This is a genomic window from Gluconobacter sp. OJA (assembly GCF_039638325.1).
GTDB classification, from domain to species: Bacteria; Pseudomonadota; Alphaproteobacteria; order Acetobacterales; family Acetobacteraceae; genus Gluconobacter; species Gluconobacter cerinus.
In genome coordinates this window covers 556,309-576,263 of sequence record NZ_JBDIWI010000001.1, presented here as the reverse complement: position 1 = coordinate 576,263, position 19,955 = coordinate 556,309, and the positions used below count along the sequence as shown (strand labels likewise).

Below are 19,955 nucleotides of genomic sequence, written 5' to 3'. Positions count from 1 at the left end.
CTTCAAGCCCACTGACGACGAAAGGCTTCCAGCTTGCCCAGATAGATTTTGCGCTGCGCCGGGCTGATCCAGGCAGCCTCAAAACTGTTTCGCGCCAGCGTCAGAAGATCGCCTTTGCTCAACGCGCCATCGCCCTGCGCCACGACAAGGCTCTCCGCCACATAATTGCTCTTCATGTAAGCGGGATCATCAGACGCGACCGTAACTTTCAGCCCCTGATCGAGCATTCCGCGAATGATGTTGATGTTTTCACCATTTTCCCGCAGCCAGCCACAGGCAACCGGGCAAACAGTAAACGCTGTGCCTCGGCGCTTTGCCACAGCCACCAGATCCGGACGCTCCAGAATATTGCCGCCATGATCAATGCGGTCTGCCTGAATGTCTTCCAGCACCTGCCGGATGTGTTCATGCGTATCGAGCTGGTTCAGGTCACAATGCATCGTCAGGTGGAAACCGGCTTTACGGGCGCGGGCAAACACCTCCCGGAATTTGTCAGGGGGATTGTTCTTCTCGTCAGAGTCCAACCCAATGCCGACAATATGCTGACGATACGGAAGCGCTGCCTCCAGCGTCTTCATGGCAGACTCAGCCGTCAGTTCCCGCTCGAAGCAAAGAACAAGCTGGGAGTCGATCTTCAGATTGCGGCGGCCATCAGCCTGCGCCCGCGTGAGACCATTCATAACCGTAGCGAATGGGATGCCACGATCCGTATGCATCTGCGGATCGAAGAATATCTCCGCATACAGCACATTCTGGGAGGCTGCTTTGGTCAGATAGGCATATGTGAGGTCATAGAAATCCTGCTCCTTGAGCAGAACGGTTTTGCCCTCATAGAAAATCTTCAGAAAGCTCTGAAGGTCGTGGAAGTTATAACTGGCCCGCATGTCTTCAACCGTGCTGTACGGCAGGGAGACACCATTGCGTTGGGCCAGACGGAACTTCATTTCCGGCTCAAGCGTGCCTTCAATATGCACATGCATCTCGGCTTTTGGCATTGCATAGATGAAGCGGGTCAGGTCATCGCCCGCTCCATCTGAAGTTGCCGCAGCCGATGCACGCCCGGTCAAAGCGATACTGGCTGAAAACAGCATTGTATTTGCCAGAAAAAACCTGCGCCCGAACGTCATCCTGTTTTCCTTTAGCGTTTACGCGGCATCTCCCTGCCCACGACTTTCGCAGGGAGAATGTTGCGCATCCGCTCCGATAACAAGGAGAGAAAACAGGATAGACCGACGTTAATTTAGATCAGGCCGTCAGACCGCCATCTACCGGGAGGGACGCGCCCGTAATGTAAGAGGCAGCAGGGCTTGCAAGGAAGCCTACGAAATCCGCAATATCAGCAACCTTGCCGTAGGAATTCGTCGCGGTGAAACTGCTGATCAGGGCCGCACCTTCGCCGTCAGCCGGGTTCAGATCCGTATCGATCGGACCTGGCTCGACCACATTAACGGTAATCCCCTTTGGCCCCACATCACGCGCTACGCCGCGGGCAAAGCCTTCCAGAGCCGCCTTGGTGGCGGAGTAAAGGGAAATACCCGGGAAAGGTGCGCGGGCGCCAAAAGCAGAGCCGATGTAAATCAGGCGACCACCCTGCCCCAGATGTTTTACAGCTTCCATCGTCTCGATCATAACGGCACGAACATTCAGGTTCAGCACCTGATCGATCTGCTCAACAGTCATCTGATCGATCGGCCCGTAAGGATAAATCCCGGCGTTACAGACGAGCGCATCCAGCCGACCGAATGTTTCCACGGCCTTCGTGACAACAGCGCGGTTACCTTCCGCTGTTCCGCCATTGGCCTTGATGGCAACAGCCTTGCGGCCCTTGGCTTCAATCTTGCTGACGATATCCGCAGCAGCTTTTTCGTTGCTGGCATAAGAGATCGCAACGTCATATCCGTCTGTGGCCAGACGAAGGGCGATCGCGGCCCCGATACCACGGGAACCACCGGTCACGAGAGCAGCGCGCTGTGTCATGGAGTCTTCATCCTTGCTGTGGAAATTCTTTGAAACCTTATACGCTTCGTCAGCAGATGTGTCTTGCCAAGGCCGATGACGCTTTCATGCAAATATAGGAAAAACCGCACTTCCATATTTTGGTGTTCGGTATTATCTATAATTCATGAGTTACGTTCCCCTTTCCGGCCTGTCCCTTCGGGACATCGAATATGTCGTGGCAGTGGATGACCTGCGCAATTTCTCCCGCGCGGCAGAACGCTGTGGTGTGAGCCAGGCGGGCCTTTCAGAGCAGGTCCGTAAGCTGGAGCAGCTTCTGGACGTTACGCTGTTCGAGCGCTCGCGCAGGCATGTCGCCCCCACACCTGATGGAGAGCGCCTGATTGCGCTTGGCCGTGAAGTTTTAACGGCAGCCCGGAATCTTCTGGAAGTCGCACGGACGCGCACCAGCCCGCTGGATGGCATTCTGCGCCTGGGCGTCATCCCGACGCTTGGCCCGTATTATATTCCCGGCACTCTTCCCCATCTGCGGCAGTCCTATCCGAACCTGAATCTGCGCCTGACAGAAGGAACGACGGATACGCTGGTCCAGTCTCTGCGAAACAACGAACTCGATCTGGCTCTGATGGCGCTGCCTGCTCCGTCGGAGGCGCTGGAAGCCCTTCCTCTTTTCGAAGAGGCTTTTCTGGGCGTTTTTCCGGTTACGCACGAACTGGCTGGCAAGAACAGGATCTCCCTGAAACAGCTGGGTCGACCTGATCTTCTGTTACTGGAAGACGGTCACTGTCTTCGCGATCAGGCGCTGTCCATCTGCCCAACCATTCCCAGACAGCGCGAAACCAGATTGGCCACAAGCCTAGAGATGCTCTGGCACATGATTGGTGCAGGCGAAGGCTTCTCGCTCATTCCCCGGCTTGCTCTGCGTAACCGGATGGATTTTGAGAACCTCATTACCGTCCGCCCCCTTTCCGAACCCGAAGCAAGTCGGACAATTGGGCTCGTGTGGCGTGCCTCAGATCCACGTGCCAGCACTTTCCGGGAACTCGGCATCTTTCTACGGCAGGCCACCCCCGAAGGATGCAAAATGTATCCGGCATGAACCCCGTGAACATCAAGGCGTTTTTGTAAGATATCGCTTTTCCGAAGGCTCTGTCCGGGGAAGCCAAACACTGCTGTAGGCCTGCGCCACAAATATGGCTGAGAAAGTCGCAATGCGTATTCAGATAAGACGCGCCGCGTGAAGAACGCTCTGATTGGTACATTCCTGCGGTTGCCGGGTGCACCAGAAACATCAGGCCCTCTTCCAGACATCCGGATTGATGATCCGACACTCGCTGCGGTTCTGGATTTCGATATTCCGCTTCTGCTTCTCCACGAGGGAACAACACTGGGCGACAGCCCAGTCTGGGATCAGGACCGCAACAGGCTCATCTGGTCAGATGTCATCTCGCGCAGGGTGATGGCATGGCACCCAGACGGCCATGTTCACACCATTATTGATCCCACGTGGTTCATCAACGGCAATGCGCTACTTCCGGATGGCACGCTGGTGCATTGCGAACAGGGACGTCGCTGCATCAGTCTTTCACAGGACGGTCAGGAAACCTTACCCCTCGTCACGCACTATCAGGGCGGCCGCCTTAATGCCCCAAACGCCATTATCACTGGCCCCAATCATACCCTCTGGTTCACCGACCCAATCTTCGGCATCCACTCCGCAAGAGAAGGGTATATCGCGGCACCAGAACTTCCCCATCGCAGCGTGTACCGATACGATCGAAAAACTGGAGATCTGACGCGCATGGCTGATCTGGATCAGCCCGATGCTCTGGCATTTTCGCCAGATAGGAAAACCCTATACGTAACGGACACATCCAGAAAAATTGGCGGTCACGGCTGCCACATTCATGCATTTGATGTCGGCCGTCATGGAAAGCTGACGGGGAAACGTCCCTTCTACAGCACGGAAAACGGCGTCCCTGATGGCTTGGCCGTAGACCATCGCGGATGGGTGTGGACCACCGCAGATAATGGGATTTACGTGATCGACGCCTTGGGTTGCACGCTCGGGTTCATCCCTCTTCCGTGGTCACCAACGAACTGTACATTTGGTGGCCCGGAGAACAGGCGCCTCTTCATTACCTGCCGTGAAAAACTGGTGGCTCTGGATCTGAGAGACTAAATCCAGAGCGCAGTTCTTTAGTTGGACGTATCACAGGCTTTCTTGCTTCCCGGAAAATCGGAGCAGCCAGCCTTACTGGCATCCCACTGATAATCCTTCTCGTCACTTGCCATGCCGTTCGGCTGAACCTGCGTCAAAACAGCAGACAGATCCGAGACGTGTCCGGCCGTGTATGTCAGCTCAACGTAGCCATTATAGGCTCCGGGCGTTTTGTTCGCGCTCTCGAAATAGGTGGGCTTATGGTCCTTGCCTGGAACACCCAGAATAGACGTCACCTGTGCAGGCGTGGCTTTCTCAAGACTTTTCAGCAAATCTTCCGTGAAGCTCCGACACGTCACTTCCGGTCGCTCGTCTTCACCCGGAAGGGCGGCCCAGCATCCTGCCTGTCCCGGGAACCCCTTGGCGGCAAACGCATTCCCGGACACGCCCATGACGGCACCCGTCACAATTAGTAGACCCATCACCCGCTTTAAAGTCACCATTTTACCGCACTCCTGCCGATCCATTTTCAGTCTGCCAAATCTCTCAGCAGGCATACACTCAACTGGGGGCTTTCGGGTAAAGCCGATTGACCACCTTCTCCATCGTCAGTCCCTGCACGATGATTGTAAAGACCACCACCCCGTAGCAAACCGGCAGCAGCGTCTCCCTCAGTTCTCCCGGGGGCAACCCCAGGGCCAATGCCACGGAAATCCCGCCCCGAAGCCCACCCCAGGTCAAAACACCGAGAGCTCTGCCACGCTCACCTTTTTTCAGGTGAACCGGCATTGTGGACAGAAACACACTCAGTCCGCGAACAATCACGGACAGTGGAATGATGATGAGTGTCGCCACAAGGTTGGGCAGATGTGGAGTAATTTCGAGAAGCTCAAATCCGATCAGCAGGAACAGCAATGCGTTCAGGATTTCGTCGATCAGCCCCCAGAACGTGGTGAGCTCCTGGCGGGAATGCTCTGGTATTGCACGCTTGCCTGTATCAGTCGCCAGCCACATCCCTGCCACAACCACGGCAATCGGTCCGGACATGTGCAAAGAGCTGGCGAGGCTGTAAGTGCCCGTTGCCAAGGCCAGCGAAGCCAGCAGATCAATCTGCATGTCCTGCACGCCCCGAATGATCTTCAGGGCGACCCAGCCCAGCACACCTCCCAGCACACCACCACCGACCGCTTCCACAAGAAAACGAACGATGAAGTCCGTCATTGCAACGCTATGGACCTCTCCAGTCGCAAGACCGATGACGGTCCCGTACATCACAATGCCTACACCATCGTTGAACAGGCTTTCTCCTGCAAAAGTGGCCTGAAGAGCTTCTGGCAAACCCAGCCGACGCAACATTCCCACGACGGAAACCGGATCCGTCGGCGCGAGAATAGCCCCCAGAACGACACACCAGCTGAAGGGAACATTCATGCCCAGAAGCGGAAAGACCAACCATGCTGCGCCTGCCAGAAGCCCCACGGCCAATACCGTTCCCAAGATAGCCAGTGCCGCCACAGCCTTTCCGCGGGAGAGCAGCAGTCCGAGATTAACCTGCATGGCCCCGGCAAAAAGAAGGAAGGACAGAGCCCCTTCCAGAAGCGTTTCTGGAAGATTGACCTGCCCGAGAAGGGTCCGGGGAATGTGCTGAAGGTCGTAGCCTGGCACCAGAGGATTGATCAGCATGATCAGCATCGAAATGACCATGGAAATCAGGAGAATACCGATGGTCAGAGGGAGCTTGAAAAGGCGCTCGTTCAAAACCCCGAAACACGTTGCTCCCAGCATCAGCAAGGCAAAGAGACCCAGCGAGTTCATCCGTTCTTCTCCTCCTGACAGTGCATCATGCACTGACCTTCCGTCGCCAGCCATCAATTCCGTTGCGACGCATTTTTATACGGTCCGTCAGAAACAGAAGCTTCTGTAACAGGCAGAGTTTCCTGCGAAAGATTTCAACATACTGCGGTTCAGGACTTTGATGTGCCGTTATTTCGAAGATGCGGCAGACGGTTTGCCAGGAAGCCCGTCACCGCTGCTTCTTCAGCCGATAGTCCATGCTCCGGCATATCCAGAACATCCTGCGCCCGTTTCTGAAACGCAGCCCTCAAAGTCCCGTCCAGATGCCCATCCACCACGCACGGATTAATATAACTCTTTCGACAGACCGCAGGCGTATTTCCAAGCCGAGCAGCCACGGACTTCACCGCTTCCACAACCTGCTTTTTGGCTTTCGCTTTCGTATCATAGCCATTGAAGGCACAGAGCGTGACGGCAGCCAGTTGCGTGGCAGCCCAAGTGCGAAAGTCCTTGGCCGTAATGTCTTCACCAGTGATGGTCTGAAGGTAGTCGTTCACGTCCTGTGAGTGCACATCGTGGCGTTCACCGTTCTCATCCAGATACTGGAAGAGACGTTGCCCCGGCAGATCTTCGAGGCGTGACACAAGACGTGCCAGTCGAGCGTCAGACAAATCCAGATGCTGCTCAATCCCATGTTTGGCCCGGAAATCAAGCGTGACGTGCTTTCCGGTCACATCCACATGCCGGTGCCGCAGCGTCGTCAGGCCATAGCTACGGTTTTCGCGCGCGTACCGGTCATTTCCGATACGGGCCATCGTCCGTTCCATGATGAAGACAATCGCGGCCAGAACACGGTCCCGGTCCAGCTTCTTTCGCGCCAGGTCCTTTGCCACCTGCGCTCTCAAGGCAGGAAGATGCTCACTGAAGACAAGCATTCGACCGAACTTGGCGACGTCCCGTGTTTCCCGCCATTTGGGATGATAGCGATACTGCAACCGCCCCCGCGCATCTGTGCCAACAGCTTGGAGATGACCATCGGGATCAGCACAGATCCAGACATCGCGATAAGCGGGAGGAATCCCCAGGCGTTTCAGGCGCCGGATAACGCTCTGGTCCGTGATGCGCTCCCCCGAAGGATCGTAATAGGCGAAGCCTTTGCCGGCTCGTCTGCGGGTAATTCCTGGTTCCGTCCTGTCCACATAATGCAGACCCGCGCGCCGGGCCTGTTTTTGCTCAGGTGAAAGTCTTGCTGTCACGGTTTCGCGGTTCCCTGTCCGTCCAACTGTAACAGCGTGCTGCTGGAACCGGAGTTTCGTCAGATCTGCTTACGCTTCCTGATACTTCCTGACATGACACCTGCTTTTCCACAGGTGACTTACAAGGAGGACATTACGGGTAGGGAATAAAGATGTGAAACGACTGTTGTTGGGATGCAGTATGTTCCTGCTCGCAAGCTGCGCATCGCATGCACCGTCAGACATGTCGGAAACTGCCGACAGCAACGACGCTCCGTCGTTCAATCAGACGGGCAGTGGCCCTGGTGGAGGCCGTGGCGGCGGTAACAGCATCTGGTCTGATGTGTTTCGCACCGCCCTACAAACTGGAATGGGCTTCGTTCACCACTGAACGAAGCCAGACCCTTATTTGTCTTCGTAGCTCAGTCGCCACTCAGCAGGCTCTGCATCCGCAAGGCTGTACCATTCCTTCATGAGCGGATGGTGCAGCATGCTCTGAACCCAAGCTTTCACAACGGGGTCAACATTAAGTTGATACGTGTGAATCCGGATAGCGACTGGCGCATACATGCAGTCAGCCACCGTCAGGAAGTCCCCGAACAGATACCGCGTGGCCGTGCCGGAGCGCAGAAGTGCCCCCTTCAGGGTCTCGCTTAACAGAGCAACATCCTTGGCCAGATCTTCGCTGATTTCTGACAAAGGCGCTGGAACACGTTCCACATCCATCGGGCAATTCTGCCGGATTGGGCGGAAACCGGCGTGCATCTGGGCGCTGATGCTGCGGGCATGAGCGCGCACCACACGGTCCTGCGGCCAAAGAGACGGCTCATGCTCGGCGCAGTATTCGCAGATGGCCAGACTTTCCCAAACATGCGCGCCATCATGCTGCAAATAGGGCACCAGCTTGTTGGGAGACAGTGCGTGGATTTCCGTGGTCTTGCCACCGCCCTTTAGAGCAATGACCTTCTCTTCCACATCCAGCTTCGCCAGCTTCACAGCCAGCCAGCCACGCAAAGACCAGGACGAATACCGCCGCGACCCGATCAGAAGTGTCCCTGCCATGCTTATGCTCCCGCCAGAATAAACCCGCCGCCCAGAACACGGCTCCCATCATACAGAACACAGGCCTGCCCCGGGGCCGGCATGGCTGGCTCCAGAAGCTCAACGAGTGCCTCACCATTCGCCAATGGCTTCACAACCGCATCCCGGAGCTTCTCCCGGGCACGGATCTGCACACCACAGGAGACACCTTCCGGCGGAGCATCAATCAGCCAGTTCATGTCCCGCAGACGGATCGCCTTGCGCGTCTCAACTTCGGTCGCCTGAACGCGAGGTCCAACAACAATCCGGCGCTTCGGTACATCAATCCGCGTCACCATCTGGCGCTCGCCAACGGCTGTATGGATGTCTCCCAGCCGCTTGCTCTGCCCAACCGTATAGCGCGCAACGCCTTCATGATGCCCAAGGACCTTACCCTGTTCATCCACGATTTCGCCTTCACCCCGAATTTCAGGACGAAGCTTCTCGACGATATCAACGTAAGACCCGCTTGGGACGAAGCAGATGTCCTGACTGTCCGGCTTGGCCGCGATTTCCAGTCCAAGCTCCTGTGCCAGTTCACGCACATGCGCCTTGTCCGGCATCTCGCCAAGCGGGAAGCGCAGGTAATCAAGCTGGTCTTTCGTCGTCGCAAACAGGAACCAGGTCTGGTCCCGCTCTGCATCAACGGGGCGATGCATTTCAGCACCGGACGGACCTTCAACACGCCGGACGTAATGCCCGGTCGCCATCGCTTCACAGCCCAGATCGCGGGCCATGCCCAGAAGATCCGTGAACTTCACGCCCTGATTGCAGGCCACGCACGGCACGGGGGTTTCCCCGCGCGCATAGGCGTCCGCAAAGTTCTCGATCACGCTATCCCGGAAGCGGCTTTCCGCATCAATGACGTAATGCGGGAAATCCAGCTTATCCGCCACGGCGCGGGCATCCATGATGTCGCGTCCGGCACAACAGGCCCCCGGCTTGGACGCCTGACCGTGATCGTAAAGCTGGAGGGTCGCGCCGATCACCTCGTGGCCCTGCCTTTTGAGCAGCGCGGCCACTACGGAGCTGTCCACGCCTCCTGACATGGCAACGAGGATACGCATGGTCTTCAGCCCGCCTTTGGGAGCTGAACGGTCAGGCCGTCCAGGTCTTCGGTCATGACAATCTGGCAGCCCAGACGGGACGTCTGCTCAAGGCCGAAGGCCAGATCCAGCATGTCTTCTTCATCGTCGGTCGGCTCGGACAGCTTGCCAGCCCATTCCGGGTCCACCACGACATGGCACGTCGCACAGGCCAGGGAGCCTTCGCAGGCGCCTTCGAGGTCAATGTCATGCTTGTGAGCGATTTCCAGCACCGACAGGCCGACAGGCGCGTCAACTTCACGGCGGGAACCGTCACGTTCGATAAAGGTCATCTTGGGCATGGGCTGTCCGTCTTGTTTCAGTCTCTTGAAGGTTGGCAGGTACGGACAGCCTCGATCAGAAGAGCCGCCGCACGGTCAATACCGGGCTTGGAGGTAGAGCGTCCGACCGACAGGCGCAAGCACTGCGATGCTTTCTCTGCAGAAAGTCCCATCGCCGTCAGCACATAAGAGGGGGTAATTTCTGCGGCCGAGCAGGCTGACCCCGTAGACATGGCAACTTCCGGCACCCGTTCAAGGATGTCCGTCGCCCGCACGCCTTCCGGTAGACAGAAATTCAGCGCACCCGGCAGGCGCGAAACTTCACGTCCATTCAGTTCACACCCTGGAAGTGCCGTTTCAATCTGGTGCCACAGATCATCCCGCAGGGCGGAAATCTGCAAAATATCCGTATCCAATCTTCGTTTCGCCAGCTCCGCAGCTTTCCCGAACCCCACGACAAGAGGGGTAGGCAACGTGCCTGAACGGAAGGCCCGTTCCTGCCCTCCCCCCGAAAAGAGCGGCTGTAGTCGCACACGGGGACGACGCCGCACATACAGGGCACCGATCCCCTTGGGGCCATACATCTTGTGCGCGGAAAAAGACGCCAGATCGATATCATCCAGTGAAACAGGCAGCTTCCCGGCCATCTGCGCCATGTCAGTGTGAAACAACGCCCCAGCCTCATGGGCGATTCGTGACAGGAGCGGAATGTCCTGCAGGATGCCCGTCTCATTATTTGCCGTCATGATGCTGACAAGCAGTGTCGGCACCGACAGTGCCTCCCGCAGAGCCTCCGGATCAACACGCCCTTGCCCGTCCACTCCAAGGATAAGAGGGTCAAAGCCTTCAGTCTCCAGATCCCGCACGGATTCCAGAACGCATTTATGCTCGGTGGCAACGGTAATAACGCGACGACGCTCATTGCCCATGCGCTTCAGGTGGCGAGCGGCTCCCTTGATGGCAAGATTGTTTGCTTCCGTGGCTCCAGACGTAAAAACGAGCTCCCGGGCTTCAGCCCCGATCAGGTCAGCGATAGTCTGGCGGGCTGCATCGACAGCCTGCGCCGCTTTCTGGCCCGGGCCATGGACACTGTGTGGATTCCCAAAATCCTCTGCGAACCAGGGCAGCATGGCTTCCACAACCTCAGGGGCGCAGGGCGTTGTGGAAAAATAGTCCAGATAAATCACGCTATACCTTCCACTGACCAACACAGATCGTTACGGTTCCAGATATAGATGGGCTTTTCAGCCTCGAACCCTGTTTCAGGCAGAGAATGCCTCATGGACCTGATCCCCCTTGGCAGCACTCTGTTTGCCATCGCCTTCGGTATTCTACTCCTCAGCCTCATTTCCCCTTTAGGCCGATGGATCAACGCCCGGAGCACCCTTCTGGAAGAGCAGGCCCGGAAACTCAGACTGGAAAATGACCACATGAGCGCGCCTTAACGTTTATTCAAACGACGCGCCATACGCTCATAGGCATCACAAAACGCGTCAACCTGCCCTGCCCTCACATTCCACGGCAACGACACTCGTATGGCCTGAGAGGCCCCGGCTGTCTCTCCCATCGCCGTCAGAACATGAGATGCCGCCACCTTTCCAGAAGAGCATGCCGAACCGGCAGAAACACAAAACCCTTCCAGATCCAGCGTCATGAGCTGCACCTGGGCGGCAACCCCGTCGAGGATCAGGCAGCTTGTGTTCGGCAGGCGGGCGACCTGACGCCCGGCAACACGGGCTCCCGCTGCCATCGCCACCTGTTCGACGCGCTCCCGCAGTGCCTCAATAGCGGACCAGTCCTGAGCCTGCGCCTGATCAAAAGCAGCAGCCATGCCCATAATAGCTGGCAAAGACTGCGTTCCTCCTCGCCGACCGCGCTCCTGACCACCGCCCACCATCAGGGCATCAATCGGTTCATCCCGTGGCAGCAGCAACGCGCCTGCGCCTTTTGGTCCGCCCATCTTGTGCCCCGAGAGAGCAACGCTGCACTCAGTCAGGCTGAAAGGCAGTCGCCCAGCGCTCTGAACCGCATCCACATGCAGATGTGCGCCCGAGTCGCGGCAGAGTGCAGCCACCTCCTCCAGTGGCGACAAAACCCCTGTCTCGTTATTGGCGGCCATGACACAGACAAGTGTTGGTGCTCCATCCGCGAGACGCTGACGGAGGGTTTCAAGGTCCAGAATGCCCTGGTCATTCACTGGAATAATGTCCGCGTCCGGGGCGGCTTTACGAATGGCATCATGCTCGGTTGCGCCGATCAGGATCCGACGCCCCTGACCGAACGCATGAATGGCCATTGCGTCAGCCTCCGTGCCACCTGATGTAAACACACAGGTCCCGGAAATCCGCCCGAAACCCGCACTGATACGACTACGGGCATCTTCAAGACATCGCCTGGCTTCGCGCCCTTCCGCGTGGACCGAAGACGGATTGCCGGACAGCAGCAGACCGGACAGCACAGCCTCCCTCGCTGCGGGGCGCAGAGGCTCGGTTGCATTGGCGTCAAGATAGGTCGGAGCAGATGCGTTCGTCATGTTCTCTAGATCGTGCAGAGTTGCAGGAATCGCAATCCCGAGTCGATTTTGGTGGAAATTCTGGCTTTCAACTCGATATACAGACGCCCACCGGAAGGCAGGGCCGTAATCCTGCCGGACATAGAGCGAGAGTATTCATGCCTGAAGTGATGTTCGCCGGCCCAGATGGCCGGCTTGAGGGTCGTTACCACCACTCCAGCGAACCAAACGCTCCCCTCGCCCTGGTGCTGCACCCACACCCGCTTCACGGCGGCACCATGAATAATCGTATTACGTACACGATGTATCGCCACTTCGAGAAGATGGGCTTCTCGGTCATGCGCTACAACTCGCGCGGCGTCGGCCGCTCCCAGGGGCGTTACGATGGCGGTATCGGAGAAATCTCCGATGCAGCTGCAGCACTTGACTGGATGCAGATGGTCAACCCGAACTCCAGCGAACTATGGATCGCCGGATACTCGTTCGGGGCGTTCGTCGGCATGCAGCTTCTGATGCGCCGCCCGGAAATCAGTGGTTGGATCAGCGTTGCGCCTCCAGCCAATGATTATGACTTCGGCTTCCTTGCACCTTGTCCGTGTAGTGGTCTGATGATCGCTGGCGGCAAGGACGAAATGGCTCCCGAGCCAGGCATTCGCAAGCTGGTCGACAAGCTCAACACGCAGAAGAATGTGACGGTCGATTATCGTATCTTCGACGATGCCGACCACATTTTCGCCAAGCAGGCTGAGCGCGTCGGAGAAGCACTGGAAGATCACGTCATGACCATGCGTGGCCGCAAGGCTCTCGCACTGGCCGCCGACTGATCCCGGTTCTTCAGCCAGGACTATAAAAATAGCCTGCTTTCCTGTCCGGATCGCAGGCTATTTTTTTGTTTGTCGGTTCAGTAACATTGTGCAACGTTTATTGCATGACAATCCGGCCCGCCCCCCCGACCTTACCCGTCCGTGTGACGGACCTCACAAAACGCTTCGGCAGCTTCACTGCGCTCGACCACGTTTCTTTTACCGTCGAACCCGGTGAAACCGTAGCTCTACTCGGGCGCAATGGTGCCGGAAAATCCACCTTGATCGGCTGTCTCATGGGATTTCTGATCCCCGATCAGGGGTCTGTGGACATCTTTGGCCAAAGTGTTCTTTCGCTGCCGCGAGACCTCCGGGCCCGTACCGGGTTTGTCCCCCAGACCATGACTGGATTTACAGCGTTCAGTGTTGGTCGACTGATTGATTATATCGGAGCGTTTTACGGCGATCTGCCCCCTATTGATCCCATCCTGCTGCAATGGGCCGATCTGGATTTCAAAAAGATTGTTCGCAACCTCTCGGGCGGCCAGAAACAACGTCTGGCTATTCTTCTGGCCATGCGGCACGAGCCCGATTTCCTCGTACTGGATGAGCCTGTCGCCAGCCTCGATCCTCATGCCCGGCGGGATTTCATGAATCTGCTGGGCAGTTATGCAACGCGCGTTGGCGCCAGTATTCTGATTTCATCACATATTCTGTCAGATCTCGAACGTCTGTGCTCACGCCTGCTGTTTGTTCGGCAAGGCCATCTTGTTCTGGATGTGTCTGCAGAAGTTTTCCGAACACAGACCCGGTGGCTCGATCACAGCACTCCGGAAGTACTGCACACTCTGCCATGCCAGATACTCGGGCAGCGCGAGAGCGGCATTCTTGCTCACGGGTGGACCGAGGACCTCGCCCTTCCTGACGGAACATCCGTTTCCATCCCCGACTTTGAAGACGCCTTTCTTGAAATCACGGCTCCGCGGGAGCATTGACCATGGGCAGCGTCTCCCTCACCCGGCAGGAATGGTCTGACCTCTGGCGAGCCCTGCAACTCTACGCCAGCCCCGTATTCCTTCGGGCAAACTACCTGCTGATTTCAGTTGGGTTCTTTCTGTTTACGTCCTTAATGGATCTTCGGAGGCTGCACAGGCTTCTGACGCATGAGACATTTGAGCAGGCTCTGTCGCACGCCAATGTTGTCAGTCTCATCCTCACATCCATGTTCATTCAGAACTGCCTGCAATTGCACGCTACAAGACAGATCGGTGCAGCTCAGGCTCCTGCTATTCCCGGGCTGGCTTTAGCGGAAGCAAGAGCAGTCTGCATCGTGGATGTCCTGTCCGTCTTATTGCTCAGCACGGCCCTGAGTTTCGCGCCCATTCCGTTCCACGACGCCCTCTTCTTTGTGCTGTTCAATTCAATCCCTACCGTGCTGCAGTGGTACGTCCCGCCCCAAGGCCAGTCCCAGAAACTACGCTTTCTGATCAGTCTGGCAGGGGGCATCCTGATATTGGGGCAATTCGGCCTCCTCCTCCTTTCAAATGCCAGCCTGTGGCTTCTGACGCGTCCACCCATCCTCACCATTCCAGCAGATGTTTGTCTTTTGCTGGTCATGATCGTCAGTATTCTCTCCCTGCCCAACCGCCTTCACGGTGCTCCGGCTACTCCGCATGCTCTCGACGCTTCTGCGTCTTTGAAAGACGCGCTGCCGGAGTTTCCTTATGGCAAAGCAAAGACACGGGCCCGCAAACCCATCACATTCTATCAGCTTCGCCAGATGCTGCTGGCACCGACCTCACCTCTGACACTCAAAACTGACATCCTGCTAAGCTGCCTGTTCATTCCTGTTCTCATGTCCATAGCGGCAATGGGAATGTCACTCTTCACTCACAAGAGTTTCGCATCATGCTGGAAGCCACTTGTCTTCAGCGCAGGCGCGATGATCGCCGTTAGCGACAACTGGCTTACCCAACGGCAGCATTGGCCTCTCCTGCTGATTACCGGGCGTTTTGGCGATCGTCTTTCCTTTGTCCGGTCTGTCTTTTCGGCAAAGCTTTCCCGCCTGTCCGTCACGATACCGCTGCGTGTTCTCAGCCTGATCATTCCATACGCCCTGATTACATCATTCGCTCTGCGCGACACCCTGTTGTTCAGTCTGGAATTTATGGGGCTGGCGCTTGGCTTTGCCCTCTGCGGGGGGCTTCCTTTTCTGGTGAGCGGAAATCCTTGGAAGGGCGTTGTTTATGCCTTCAATTTCATTCCGATCTTCCTTTTGCAAACCTGCAACCCATTCATCACGGGAACACGGATTGCGGGCATGATCGCAGGACTTTCCATAGCTCTGGGCTGCGTGGCCTATGTCCTTGCGCCTCGCAGTCTCAGTAAGGCAGACTGGCCCTACGAAACCGAATAGGCCCTTCACCAGGCAGGCCTTGTGCGAAAGGACACGCAAGCGTGATCCTGCCTTTGGATTATGACCGCTCAAATGGATTTTGGCGGTCTTTCCCAGAAAAAAATTAATGAAAACAAATAGAACCCTTTCTTCCAAATCACAGAAAGAGCGTCTGTAAAACTTCTCTCTTCTTTGTCATTCCCAGGCCTCGTCCGTCTCGTGAGATAGATTCATGTTCATGTAACGGAACGGTCCGTTACTTAAGCAGAGTTGGGACACGGCCCGCCCGGCCGTTGAGAATATGCAGCCGTTCGAGAGACAATGGGTCAAATCGCTGGGACTGGTCTGCGCCATTACGTCAGGATTTGCCTTCACCACAGGCACTGCACGGGCGCAATCATCCTCCGCCACCGTATCCGAGGATGAGCGAACAACCTCGGAACATGCTGCCCTTCGCTACAGGAGCAATGCAAAAAGCCGTATCAAGACCATCCGTCCTGCTCCCAAGCCCGTAACCGTCACACCATCCCAACCTGGCGTGAACGACCTTGCCCAGCCGATAACAACGGATCAGTCCTTTCTTCCCGCCAGTCTGCATGACTGGATGAAGCAAAGCACCATGACCGGGGACTGGGGCGGCTGGCGCCCATGGCTGACAGACAAGGGCGTGAACATCACGGGCCATTACTTTCAGGATTCTGCTGGCAACCCGATGGGCGGCAAGTCCCAGAATGTGAGGTACGCACACGAAATCGGCCTGAATTTTGATTTCGATCTCAAGAAGCTTACAGGCTACAGCATCGGCCTGTTCCACTTCATCGTGACCTCCCGCGCGGGACAGGGCCTCGGTGCAAAACTTCCTGCACTAAACAGTCCCCAGGAAATCTACGGCTCTCCCACAGTGCGTTTGTCTCTGCTGTCCTGGGAGATGAACTGGAACCGCTACGTTTCAACGACGATCGGCGAAATCAACTCTGAAACCGACTTCGAAACATGGTCCATCTACTGGGGCATGAACAACTACTGTCAGTTCCAAACCAACGCCATCTGCGGCATGCCACAGTCCATCGCTTACAACTCAGGCTATGGATACTATCCGACGGCCCATCCCGGAGCATGGGTGAAATTCTACCCTGCCGGAAACAACCATTATTCCATTCAGTTTGGCGTCTATTCGGCTGATCCGACGATTGGAAACACCCATAACGGATGGAAGATGAACCTGCACGGCGCCACCGGCACCTTTCTGCCCTTCCAGCTTGTCTGGCATCAGGGCGGAAAAGACGATTACAGTGGCCCCCTGCAAACCAACGTCAAGATCGGCGGATACTGGGATACGTCACAGGTCAACAATGTGTACTCCCAATATGGAATGTTTGAAATTCCAAGTAACTATCTAGTTAGTGCACCAACAGCAAAGGTCAGGGGACGTTTCGGCGGATGGTTCCAGTTCGATCGCATGATCCAGCGCGACGCAGGGGATGCGCATCGCGGCACATCGTTTTTTGCGTCCTTCACCTGGGGTGATCCAAGAACGGCCATCGCACCATACTTCGTCGACTGGGGCCTGACACGCAAAGGCACGTTCAAAAATCGCCCCGATGACACAGTTAGCCTCGGCATGAAGTTCCTCTGGGTGAACGCCAAGATGACCAACTGGGTCGCCGAACTTCAGAAAAATGGCGCCACCGGTCTTTACCGCCCAAGTGGCGAACACGCCATCGAACTGAACTACGGATGGCGCCCCACCCCATGGCTGCTGATCCGCCCTGGTGCCCAGTACATCTGGAGCACAGGCGGGACCAACCGGTACAAAAATCCACTGATACTGGATTTCGAAACCGGAATTACTTTCTAAGACCACACATGGAAACCGGGATCATGAATCATTCCAAAATCAATTCTTGCGGCAGAAACAGCACATTCCTTACCGGAGAACACGTCCATGGCTGTCCGTAACGGCACGAAGACTCTGACGGAGTGGCTGACGCTGCTTCTGGGGGTCGTTATTCTTCTTGTGGGCCTGATCTTTGTCATCATGGGGGCTGACCTCGCGATGCTGGGCGGCTCTGTTTACTACGTCATTTGCGGGATCGTGCTGGTTGCCAGCGGGGTGTTCATGGTGATGGGCCGCACGCTCGGCGCGTTCCTGTACCTCGGCGCCCTGGCCTACACATGGGTCTGGTCCCTGTGGGAAGTCGGGGTCAGCCCGATTGACCTTCTGCCGCGCGCTTTCGGCCCGACCATTCTCGGCATTCTGGTGGTCCTGACCATTCCGGTCCTTCGCCGCCTGGAATCCCGACGTACACTCAGAGGAGCCGTCTGATGCGTCGGTCTCACCTTCTCGCAACAGCCGCAGGCCTCGCGCTCGCCTGTTCGCCTCTCGCCGCCCACGCTCAGTTCGCTCCCGCAGGCTCTGGGGGGCCACCTTCGGCGACTATTCCCGGCCCGGGCAACGCCGACGAACCCAAGGAAAACACACCGGCGGATTCAAGCTATTTTGCCGGACCGTCTCCGTATGCCCCGCAGGCTCCCGGCGTAAATGCTGCAAACCTGCCGAATATCGGATCAATCGACATTTCCGAAATTCCAGCCATGGCGCCCCAACAGAGTGCAAGCCCATCGCATGAAGACTGGCCGGCCTATGGCCGTGACGATAACCAGACGCGCTATTCGCCTCTGACAGAACTGACCCCCGAGACGGTCAACAACCTGAAGGTTGCATTCACCTACCATACGGGCAGCTATCCACGTCCGGGTCAGACCAATAAATGGGCGGCTGAAACCACACCCATCAAGGTGGGTGACGGCCTCTACATGTGCTCAGCTCAGAACGACATCATGAAGCTGGACCCGGTGACTGGAAAAGAGATCTGGCGTCGTAATCTGAACGTCAAATACGAGTCCATTCCCTACACGGCAGCCTGCAAGGGTGTGACGTATTTCACGTCTGCTGCCGTGCCAGAGGGTCAGCCCTGCCACAACCGCATCATTGAAGGCACACTGGATATGCGCCTCGTGGCCGTCGATGCGGCAACAGGTGAATTCTGCCCCGCGTTTGGCCATAACGGACAGGTCAATCTTATGCAGGGCATGGGTGAATCCGTCCCCGGCTTCGTGGCCATAACGGCTCCGCCGCCTGTGGTGAACGGTATTGTCGTCGTCAATCACGAAGTGCTGGATGGTCAGCGTCGCTGGGCACCATCTGGTGTGATCCGTGGTTACGATGCTGAAAGCGGAAAATTTGTCTGGGCCTGGGATGTTGGCAATCCTGACGATCACAGCCAGCCAACGGGCAATCGCCACTATAGCCGTGGTACGCCGAACTCATGGGCGGCCATGACCGGAGATAATGCACAGGGCCTTGTGTACGTCCCGACTGGCAATGCTGGCGGCGACTACTACAGCGGGCTGCGTAGCCCAGCAGAAAATGCCATTTCCACGTCGATCGTTGCGCTCGATGTCAAGACAGGCTCACCACGATGGGTCTATCAGACGACCCGCAAGGATGTCTGGGATTATGACATGGGTTCTCAGGTCACAATGATGGACCTTCGGGGGCCAGACGGCATGCTGGCACCGGCTCTGATTGTTCCAACCAAACGTGGCCAGACTTTTGTGCTGGACCGCAGAACGGGCAAGCCAATCCTGCCCGTGGAGGAGCGCCCTGCTCCAGCAGGACATGTCCCCGGTGACAGCCGCGCGCCGACGCAGCCTTGGTCTGTCGGAATGCCTGCCCTTCGGATGCCGGAACTCCGCGAAAAAGACATGTGGGGCATGTCTCCGATCGATCAGCTTTACTGCCGGATCAAATTCCGCAGCGCGCATTATGACGGTGAGTTCACGGCCCCAAGTCTGGACAAGCCCTGGATCATGTACCCCGGCAACAATGGTGGCAGTGACTGGGGCTCCATGTCCTACGACCCAAACACCGGCATCCTGATTGCCAACTGGAATGCATCACCAATGTATGCCCAGCTCATCACCCGCCGGAAGGCCGATGCGCTGAAGCTGATGCCGATCGATGATCCGCATTACAAACCGGGTGCCGGGGCGGCTGAAGGGAATGGCCCGATGGAAGGCACACCTTATGCGATCGCCATTGCCCCTTTCTGGGACCCGTTCACCAAGATGCTGTGCCATCGCCCGCCTTACGGGATGATCACGGCGATCGACATGAAGCACGGTCAGAAGGTGCTCTGGCAGCACCCGCTGGGAACGGCTCGGGCCAATGGTCCATGGGGTCTGCCGACAGGTCTGTCATGGGAGATTGGAACACCGAACAATGGCGGTTCTGTCGTGACGGCTGGTGGTCTGGTGTTCATTGCAGCAGCTACGGATAACCAGATCCGTGCCATTGACGAACACACCGGCAAGGTCGTGTGGAGCGCAGTGCTCCCGGGTGGCGGTCAGGCCAACCCGATGACCTACGAAGCCAATGGACATCAGTACGTTGCCATCATGGCAGGTGGTCATCACTTCATGATGACACCTGTTACGGACCAGCTTGTGGTCTACGCCCTGCCAGACGCCATCAAGCACTGAAAAACTTATGCAAACCCCTGCCTGTACAACCGAGTATGGGCAGGTCAGTCCAGACTGAATACCCGGACTGAAACGAGAGAGGCGTCACACGTGGACGCCTCTCTTTTT

General features: G+C 56.9%; 20 protein-coding genes. 10 read left to right on the top strand and 10 right to left on the bottom strand.

Translation table 11 applies throughout. The annotated features are described in order from the left end of the window. Positions 1–2 precede the first annotated feature (2 nt). Complete coding sequence (add, locus tag ABDK75_RS02645; RefSeq protein WP_346004899.1) at positions 3–1,127, bottom strand: adenosine deaminase; 1,125 nt, start codon at positions 1,125–1,127, stop codon at positions 3–5. Positions 1,128–1,245: 118 nt separating this feature from the next. Next, entirely contained in the window at positions 1,246–1,977 is a 732-nt protein-coding gene (locus ABDK75_RS02640) for an SDR family oxidoreductase (RefSeq protein WP_064274703.1), read from the bottom strand. A 145-nt stretch (positions 1,978–2,122) separates the two neighbouring features. On the opposite strand from ABDK75_RS02640, the gene ABDK75_RS02635 reads away from it, so the two are divergent. Together ABDK75_RS02635 and ABDK75_RS02630 are read left to right on the top strand one after the other, a co-directional pair. Beyond that, the gene (locus ABDK75_RS02635) at positions 2,123–3,055 is read left to right on the top strand and encodes a hydrogen peroxide-inducible genes activator (RefSeq protein ID WP_086633398.1); all 933 of its coding nucleotides are present in this window, start codon (positions 2,123–2,125) and stop codon (positions 3,053–3,055) included. Positions 3,056–3,193: 138 nt separating this feature from the next. Then, entirely contained in the window at positions 3,194–4,138 is a 945-nt protein-coding gene (locus ABDK75_RS02630) for an SMP-30/gluconolactonase/LRE family protein (protein ID WP_346004898.1), read from the top strand. 17 nt (positions 4,139–4,155) lie between these two features. Here the strand turns inward: ABDK75_RS02630 and ABDK75_RS02625 are convergent, their stop codons facing one another. The 3 genes from ABDK75_RS02625 to ABDK75_RS02615 all read right to left on the bottom strand — a co-directional run bounded on the left by ABDK75_RS02625 (position 4,156) and on the right by ABDK75_RS02615 (position 7,167). Then, on the bottom strand, positions 4,156–4,620 hold the full coding sequence (locus ABDK75_RS02625; protein WP_346004897.1) for a hypothetical protein: 465 nt from the start codon (positions 4,618–4,620) through the stop codon (positions 4,156–4,158). Between the two features lie 58 nt (positions 4,621–4,678). After that, entirely contained in the window at positions 4,679–5,932 is a 1,254-nt protein-coding gene (locus ABDK75_RS02620; protein ID WP_346004896.1) for a sodium:proton antiporter, read from the bottom strand. 149 nt (positions 5,933–6,081) lie between these two features. Beyond that, the gene (locus ABDK75_RS02615; protein WP_346004895.1) at positions 6,082–7,167 is read right to left on the bottom strand and encodes a DNA topoisomerase IB; all 1,086 of its coding nucleotides are present in this window, start codon (positions 7,165–7,167) and stop codon (positions 6,082–6,084) included. 154 nt (positions 7,168–7,321) lie between these two features. Here ABDK75_RS02615 and ABDK75_RS02610 point away from each other — a divergent pair, with 154 nt between their 5' ends. Further along, a complete protein-coding gene (locus tag ABDK75_RS02610; RefSeq protein WP_346004894.1) occupies positions 7,322–7,537 on the top strand; it encodes a hypothetical protein in 216 nt (71 codons plus the stop codon). A gap of 14 nt (positions 7,538–7,551) precedes the next feature. Here ABDK75_RS02610 and ABDK75_RS02605 read toward each other — a convergent pair whose 3' ends face one another. The 4 genes from ABDK75_RS02605 to ABDK75_RS02590 are packed head-to-tail and all read right to left on the bottom strand — an operon-like array spanning position 7,552 to position 10,779. After that, a complete protein-coding gene (locus ABDK75_RS02605; protein ID WP_346004893.1) occupies positions 7,552–8,208 on the bottom strand; it encodes a glutathione S-transferase family protein in 657 nt (218 codons plus the stop codon). A gap of 2 nt (positions 8,209–8,210) precedes the next feature. After that, on the bottom strand, positions 8,211–9,293 hold the full coding sequence (mnmA, locus tag ABDK75_RS02600) for a tRNA 2-thiouridine(34) synthase MnmA (RefSeq protein WP_086633404.1): 1,083 nt from the start codon (positions 9,291–9,293) through the stop codon (positions 8,211–8,213). Between the two features lie 5 nt (positions 9,294–9,298). Further along, complete coding sequence (locus tag ABDK75_RS02595) at positions 9,299–9,613, bottom strand: ferredoxin family 2Fe-2S iron-sulfur cluster binding protein (RefSeq protein WP_046900759.1); 315 nt, start codon at positions 9,611–9,613, stop codon at positions 9,299–9,301. 17 nt (positions 9,614–9,630) lie between these two features. After that, positions 9,631–10,779 carry a cysteine desulfurase family protein gene (locus ABDK75_RS02590; protein WP_346004892.1) on the bottom strand — a complete coding sequence of 383 codons (1,149 nt, stop codon included), beginning with the start codon at positions 10,777–10,779 and terminating at the stop codon, positions 9,631–9,633. A gap of 93 nt (positions 10,780–10,872) precedes the next feature. On the opposite strand from ABDK75_RS02590, the gene ABDK75_RS02585 reads away from it, so the two are divergent. Beyond that, positions 10,873–11,037, top strand: coding sequence for a hypothetical protein (locus ABDK75_RS02585; protein WP_346004891.1), 165 nt, complete (start codon positions 10,873–10,875; stop codon positions 11,035–11,037). On the opposite strand, the gene ABDK75_RS02580 is transcribed toward ABDK75_RS02585, so the two are convergent. Next, a complete protein-coding gene (locus tag ABDK75_RS02580) occupies positions 11,034–12,125 on the bottom strand; it encodes an aminotransferase class V-fold PLP-dependent enzyme (protein WP_346004890.1) in 1,092 nt (363 codons plus the stop codon). The two genes, ABDK75_RS02585 and ABDK75_RS02580, sit on opposite strands and share 4 nt — an antisense overlap. Positions 12,126–12,262: 137 nt before the next feature. Between ABDK75_RS02580 and ABDK75_RS02575 the strand changes: the two genes are divergently transcribed. The 6 genes from ABDK75_RS02575 to ABDK75_RS02550 all read left to right on the top strand — a co-directional run bounded on the left by ABDK75_RS02575 (position 12,263) and on the right by ABDK75_RS02550 (position 19,847). Then, positions 12,263–12,928, top strand: coding sequence for an alpha/beta hydrolase (locus ABDK75_RS02575; protein ID WP_064274695.1), 666 nt, complete (start codon positions 12,263–12,265; stop codon positions 12,926–12,928). Positions 12,929–13,032: 104 nt separating this feature from the next. Further along, a complete protein-coding gene (locus tag ABDK75_RS02570) occupies positions 13,033–13,902 on the top strand; it encodes an ABC transporter ATP-binding protein (protein WP_346004889.1) in 870 nt (289 codons plus the stop codon). 2 nt (positions 13,903–13,904) lie between these two features. Continuing rightward, a complete protein-coding gene (locus ABDK75_RS02565) occupies positions 13,905–15,323 on the top strand; it encodes an ABC transporter permease (RefSeq protein WP_346004888.1) in 1,419 nt (472 codons plus the stop codon). Between the two features lie 280 nt (positions 15,324–15,603). Further along, complete coding sequence (locus ABDK75_RS02560) at positions 15,604–17,160, top strand: carbohydrate porin (RefSeq protein ID WP_346004887.1); 1,557 nt, start codon at positions 15,604–15,606, stop codon at positions 17,158–17,160. Between the two features lie 87 nt (positions 17,161–17,247). Further along, positions 17,248–17,628, top strand: a complete 381-nt coding sequence (locus tag ABDK75_RS02555) for a glycerol dehydrogenase (protein ID WP_211502285.1) — start codon at positions 17,248–17,250, stop codon at positions 17,626–17,628. Next, positions 17,628–19,847 carry a pyrroloquinoline quinone-dependent dehydrogenase gene (locus ABDK75_RS02550; protein ID WP_346004886.1) on the top strand — a complete coding sequence of 740 codons (2,220 nt, stop codon included), beginning with the start codon at positions 17,628–17,630 and terminating at the stop codon, positions 19,845–19,847. Before ABDK75_RS02555 ends, ABDK75_RS02550 begins: the two co-directional genes overlap by 1 nt. Positions 19,848–19,955: the final 108 nt, after the last annotated feature.

Coding starts and splice junctions, on each gene's coding strand:
- add (WP_346004899.1), bottom strand. CDS start 1,127: ATGACGTTCGGGCGCAGGTTTTTTCTGGCAAATACAATGCTGTTTTCA.
- ABDK75_RS02640 (WP_064274703.1), bottom strand. CDS start 1,977: ATGACACAGCGCGCTGCTCTCGTGACCGGTGGTTCCCGTGGTATCGGG.
- ABDK75_RS02635 (WP_086633398.1), top strand. CDS start 2,123: ATGAGTTACGTTCCCCTTTCCGGCCTGTCCCTTCGGGACATCGAATAT.
- ABDK75_RS02625 (WP_346004897.1), bottom strand. CDS start 4,620: ATGGTGACTTTAAAGCGGGTGATGGGTCTACTAATTGTGACGGGTGCC.
- ABDK75_RS02620 (WP_346004896.1), bottom strand. CDS start 5,932: ATGAACTCGCTGGGTCTCTTTGCCTTGCTGATGCTGGGAGCAACGTGT.
- ABDK75_RS02605 (WP_346004893.1), bottom strand. CDS start 8,208: ATGGCAGGGACACTTCTGATCGGGTCGCGGCGGTATTCGTCCTGGTCT.
- mnmA (WP_086633404.1), bottom strand. CDS start 9,293: ATGCGTATCCTCGTTGCCATGTCAGGAGGCGTGGACAGCTCCGTAGTG.
- ABDK75_RS02595 (WP_046900759.1), bottom strand. CDS start 9,613: ATGCCCAAGATGACCTTTATCGAACGTGACGGTTCCCGCCGTGAAGTT.
- ABDK75_RS02585 (WP_346004891.1), top strand. CDS start 10,873: ATGGACCTGATCCCCCTTGGCAGCACTCTGTTTGCCATCGCCTTCGGT.
- ABDK75_RS02580 (WP_346004890.1), bottom strand. CDS start 12,125: ATGACGAACGCATCTGCTCCGACCTATCTTGACGCCAATGCAACCGAG.
- ABDK75_RS02575 (WP_064274695.1), top strand. CDS start 12,263: ATGCCTGAAGTGATGTTCGCCGGCCCAGATGGCCGGCTTGAGGGTCGT.
- ABDK75_RS02570 (WP_346004889.1), top strand. CDS start 13,033: ATGACAATCCGGCCCGCCCCCCCGACCTTACCCGTCCGTGTGACGGAC.
- ABDK75_RS02565 (WP_346004888.1), top strand. CDS start 13,905: ATGGGCAGCGTCTCCCTCACCCGGCAGGAATGGTCTGACCTCTGGCGA.
- ABDK75_RS02560 (WP_346004887.1), top strand. CDS start 15,604: ATGCAGCCGTTCGAGAGACAATGGGTCAAATCGCTGGGACTGGTCTGC.
- ABDK75_RS02555 (WP_211502285.1), top strand. CDS start 17,248: ATGGCTGTCCGTAACGGCACGAAGACTCTGACGGAGTGGCTGACGCTG.
- ABDK75_RS02550 (WP_346004886.1), top strand. CDS start 17,628: ATGCGTCGGTCTCACCTTCTCGCAACAGCCGCAGGCCTCGCGCTCGCC.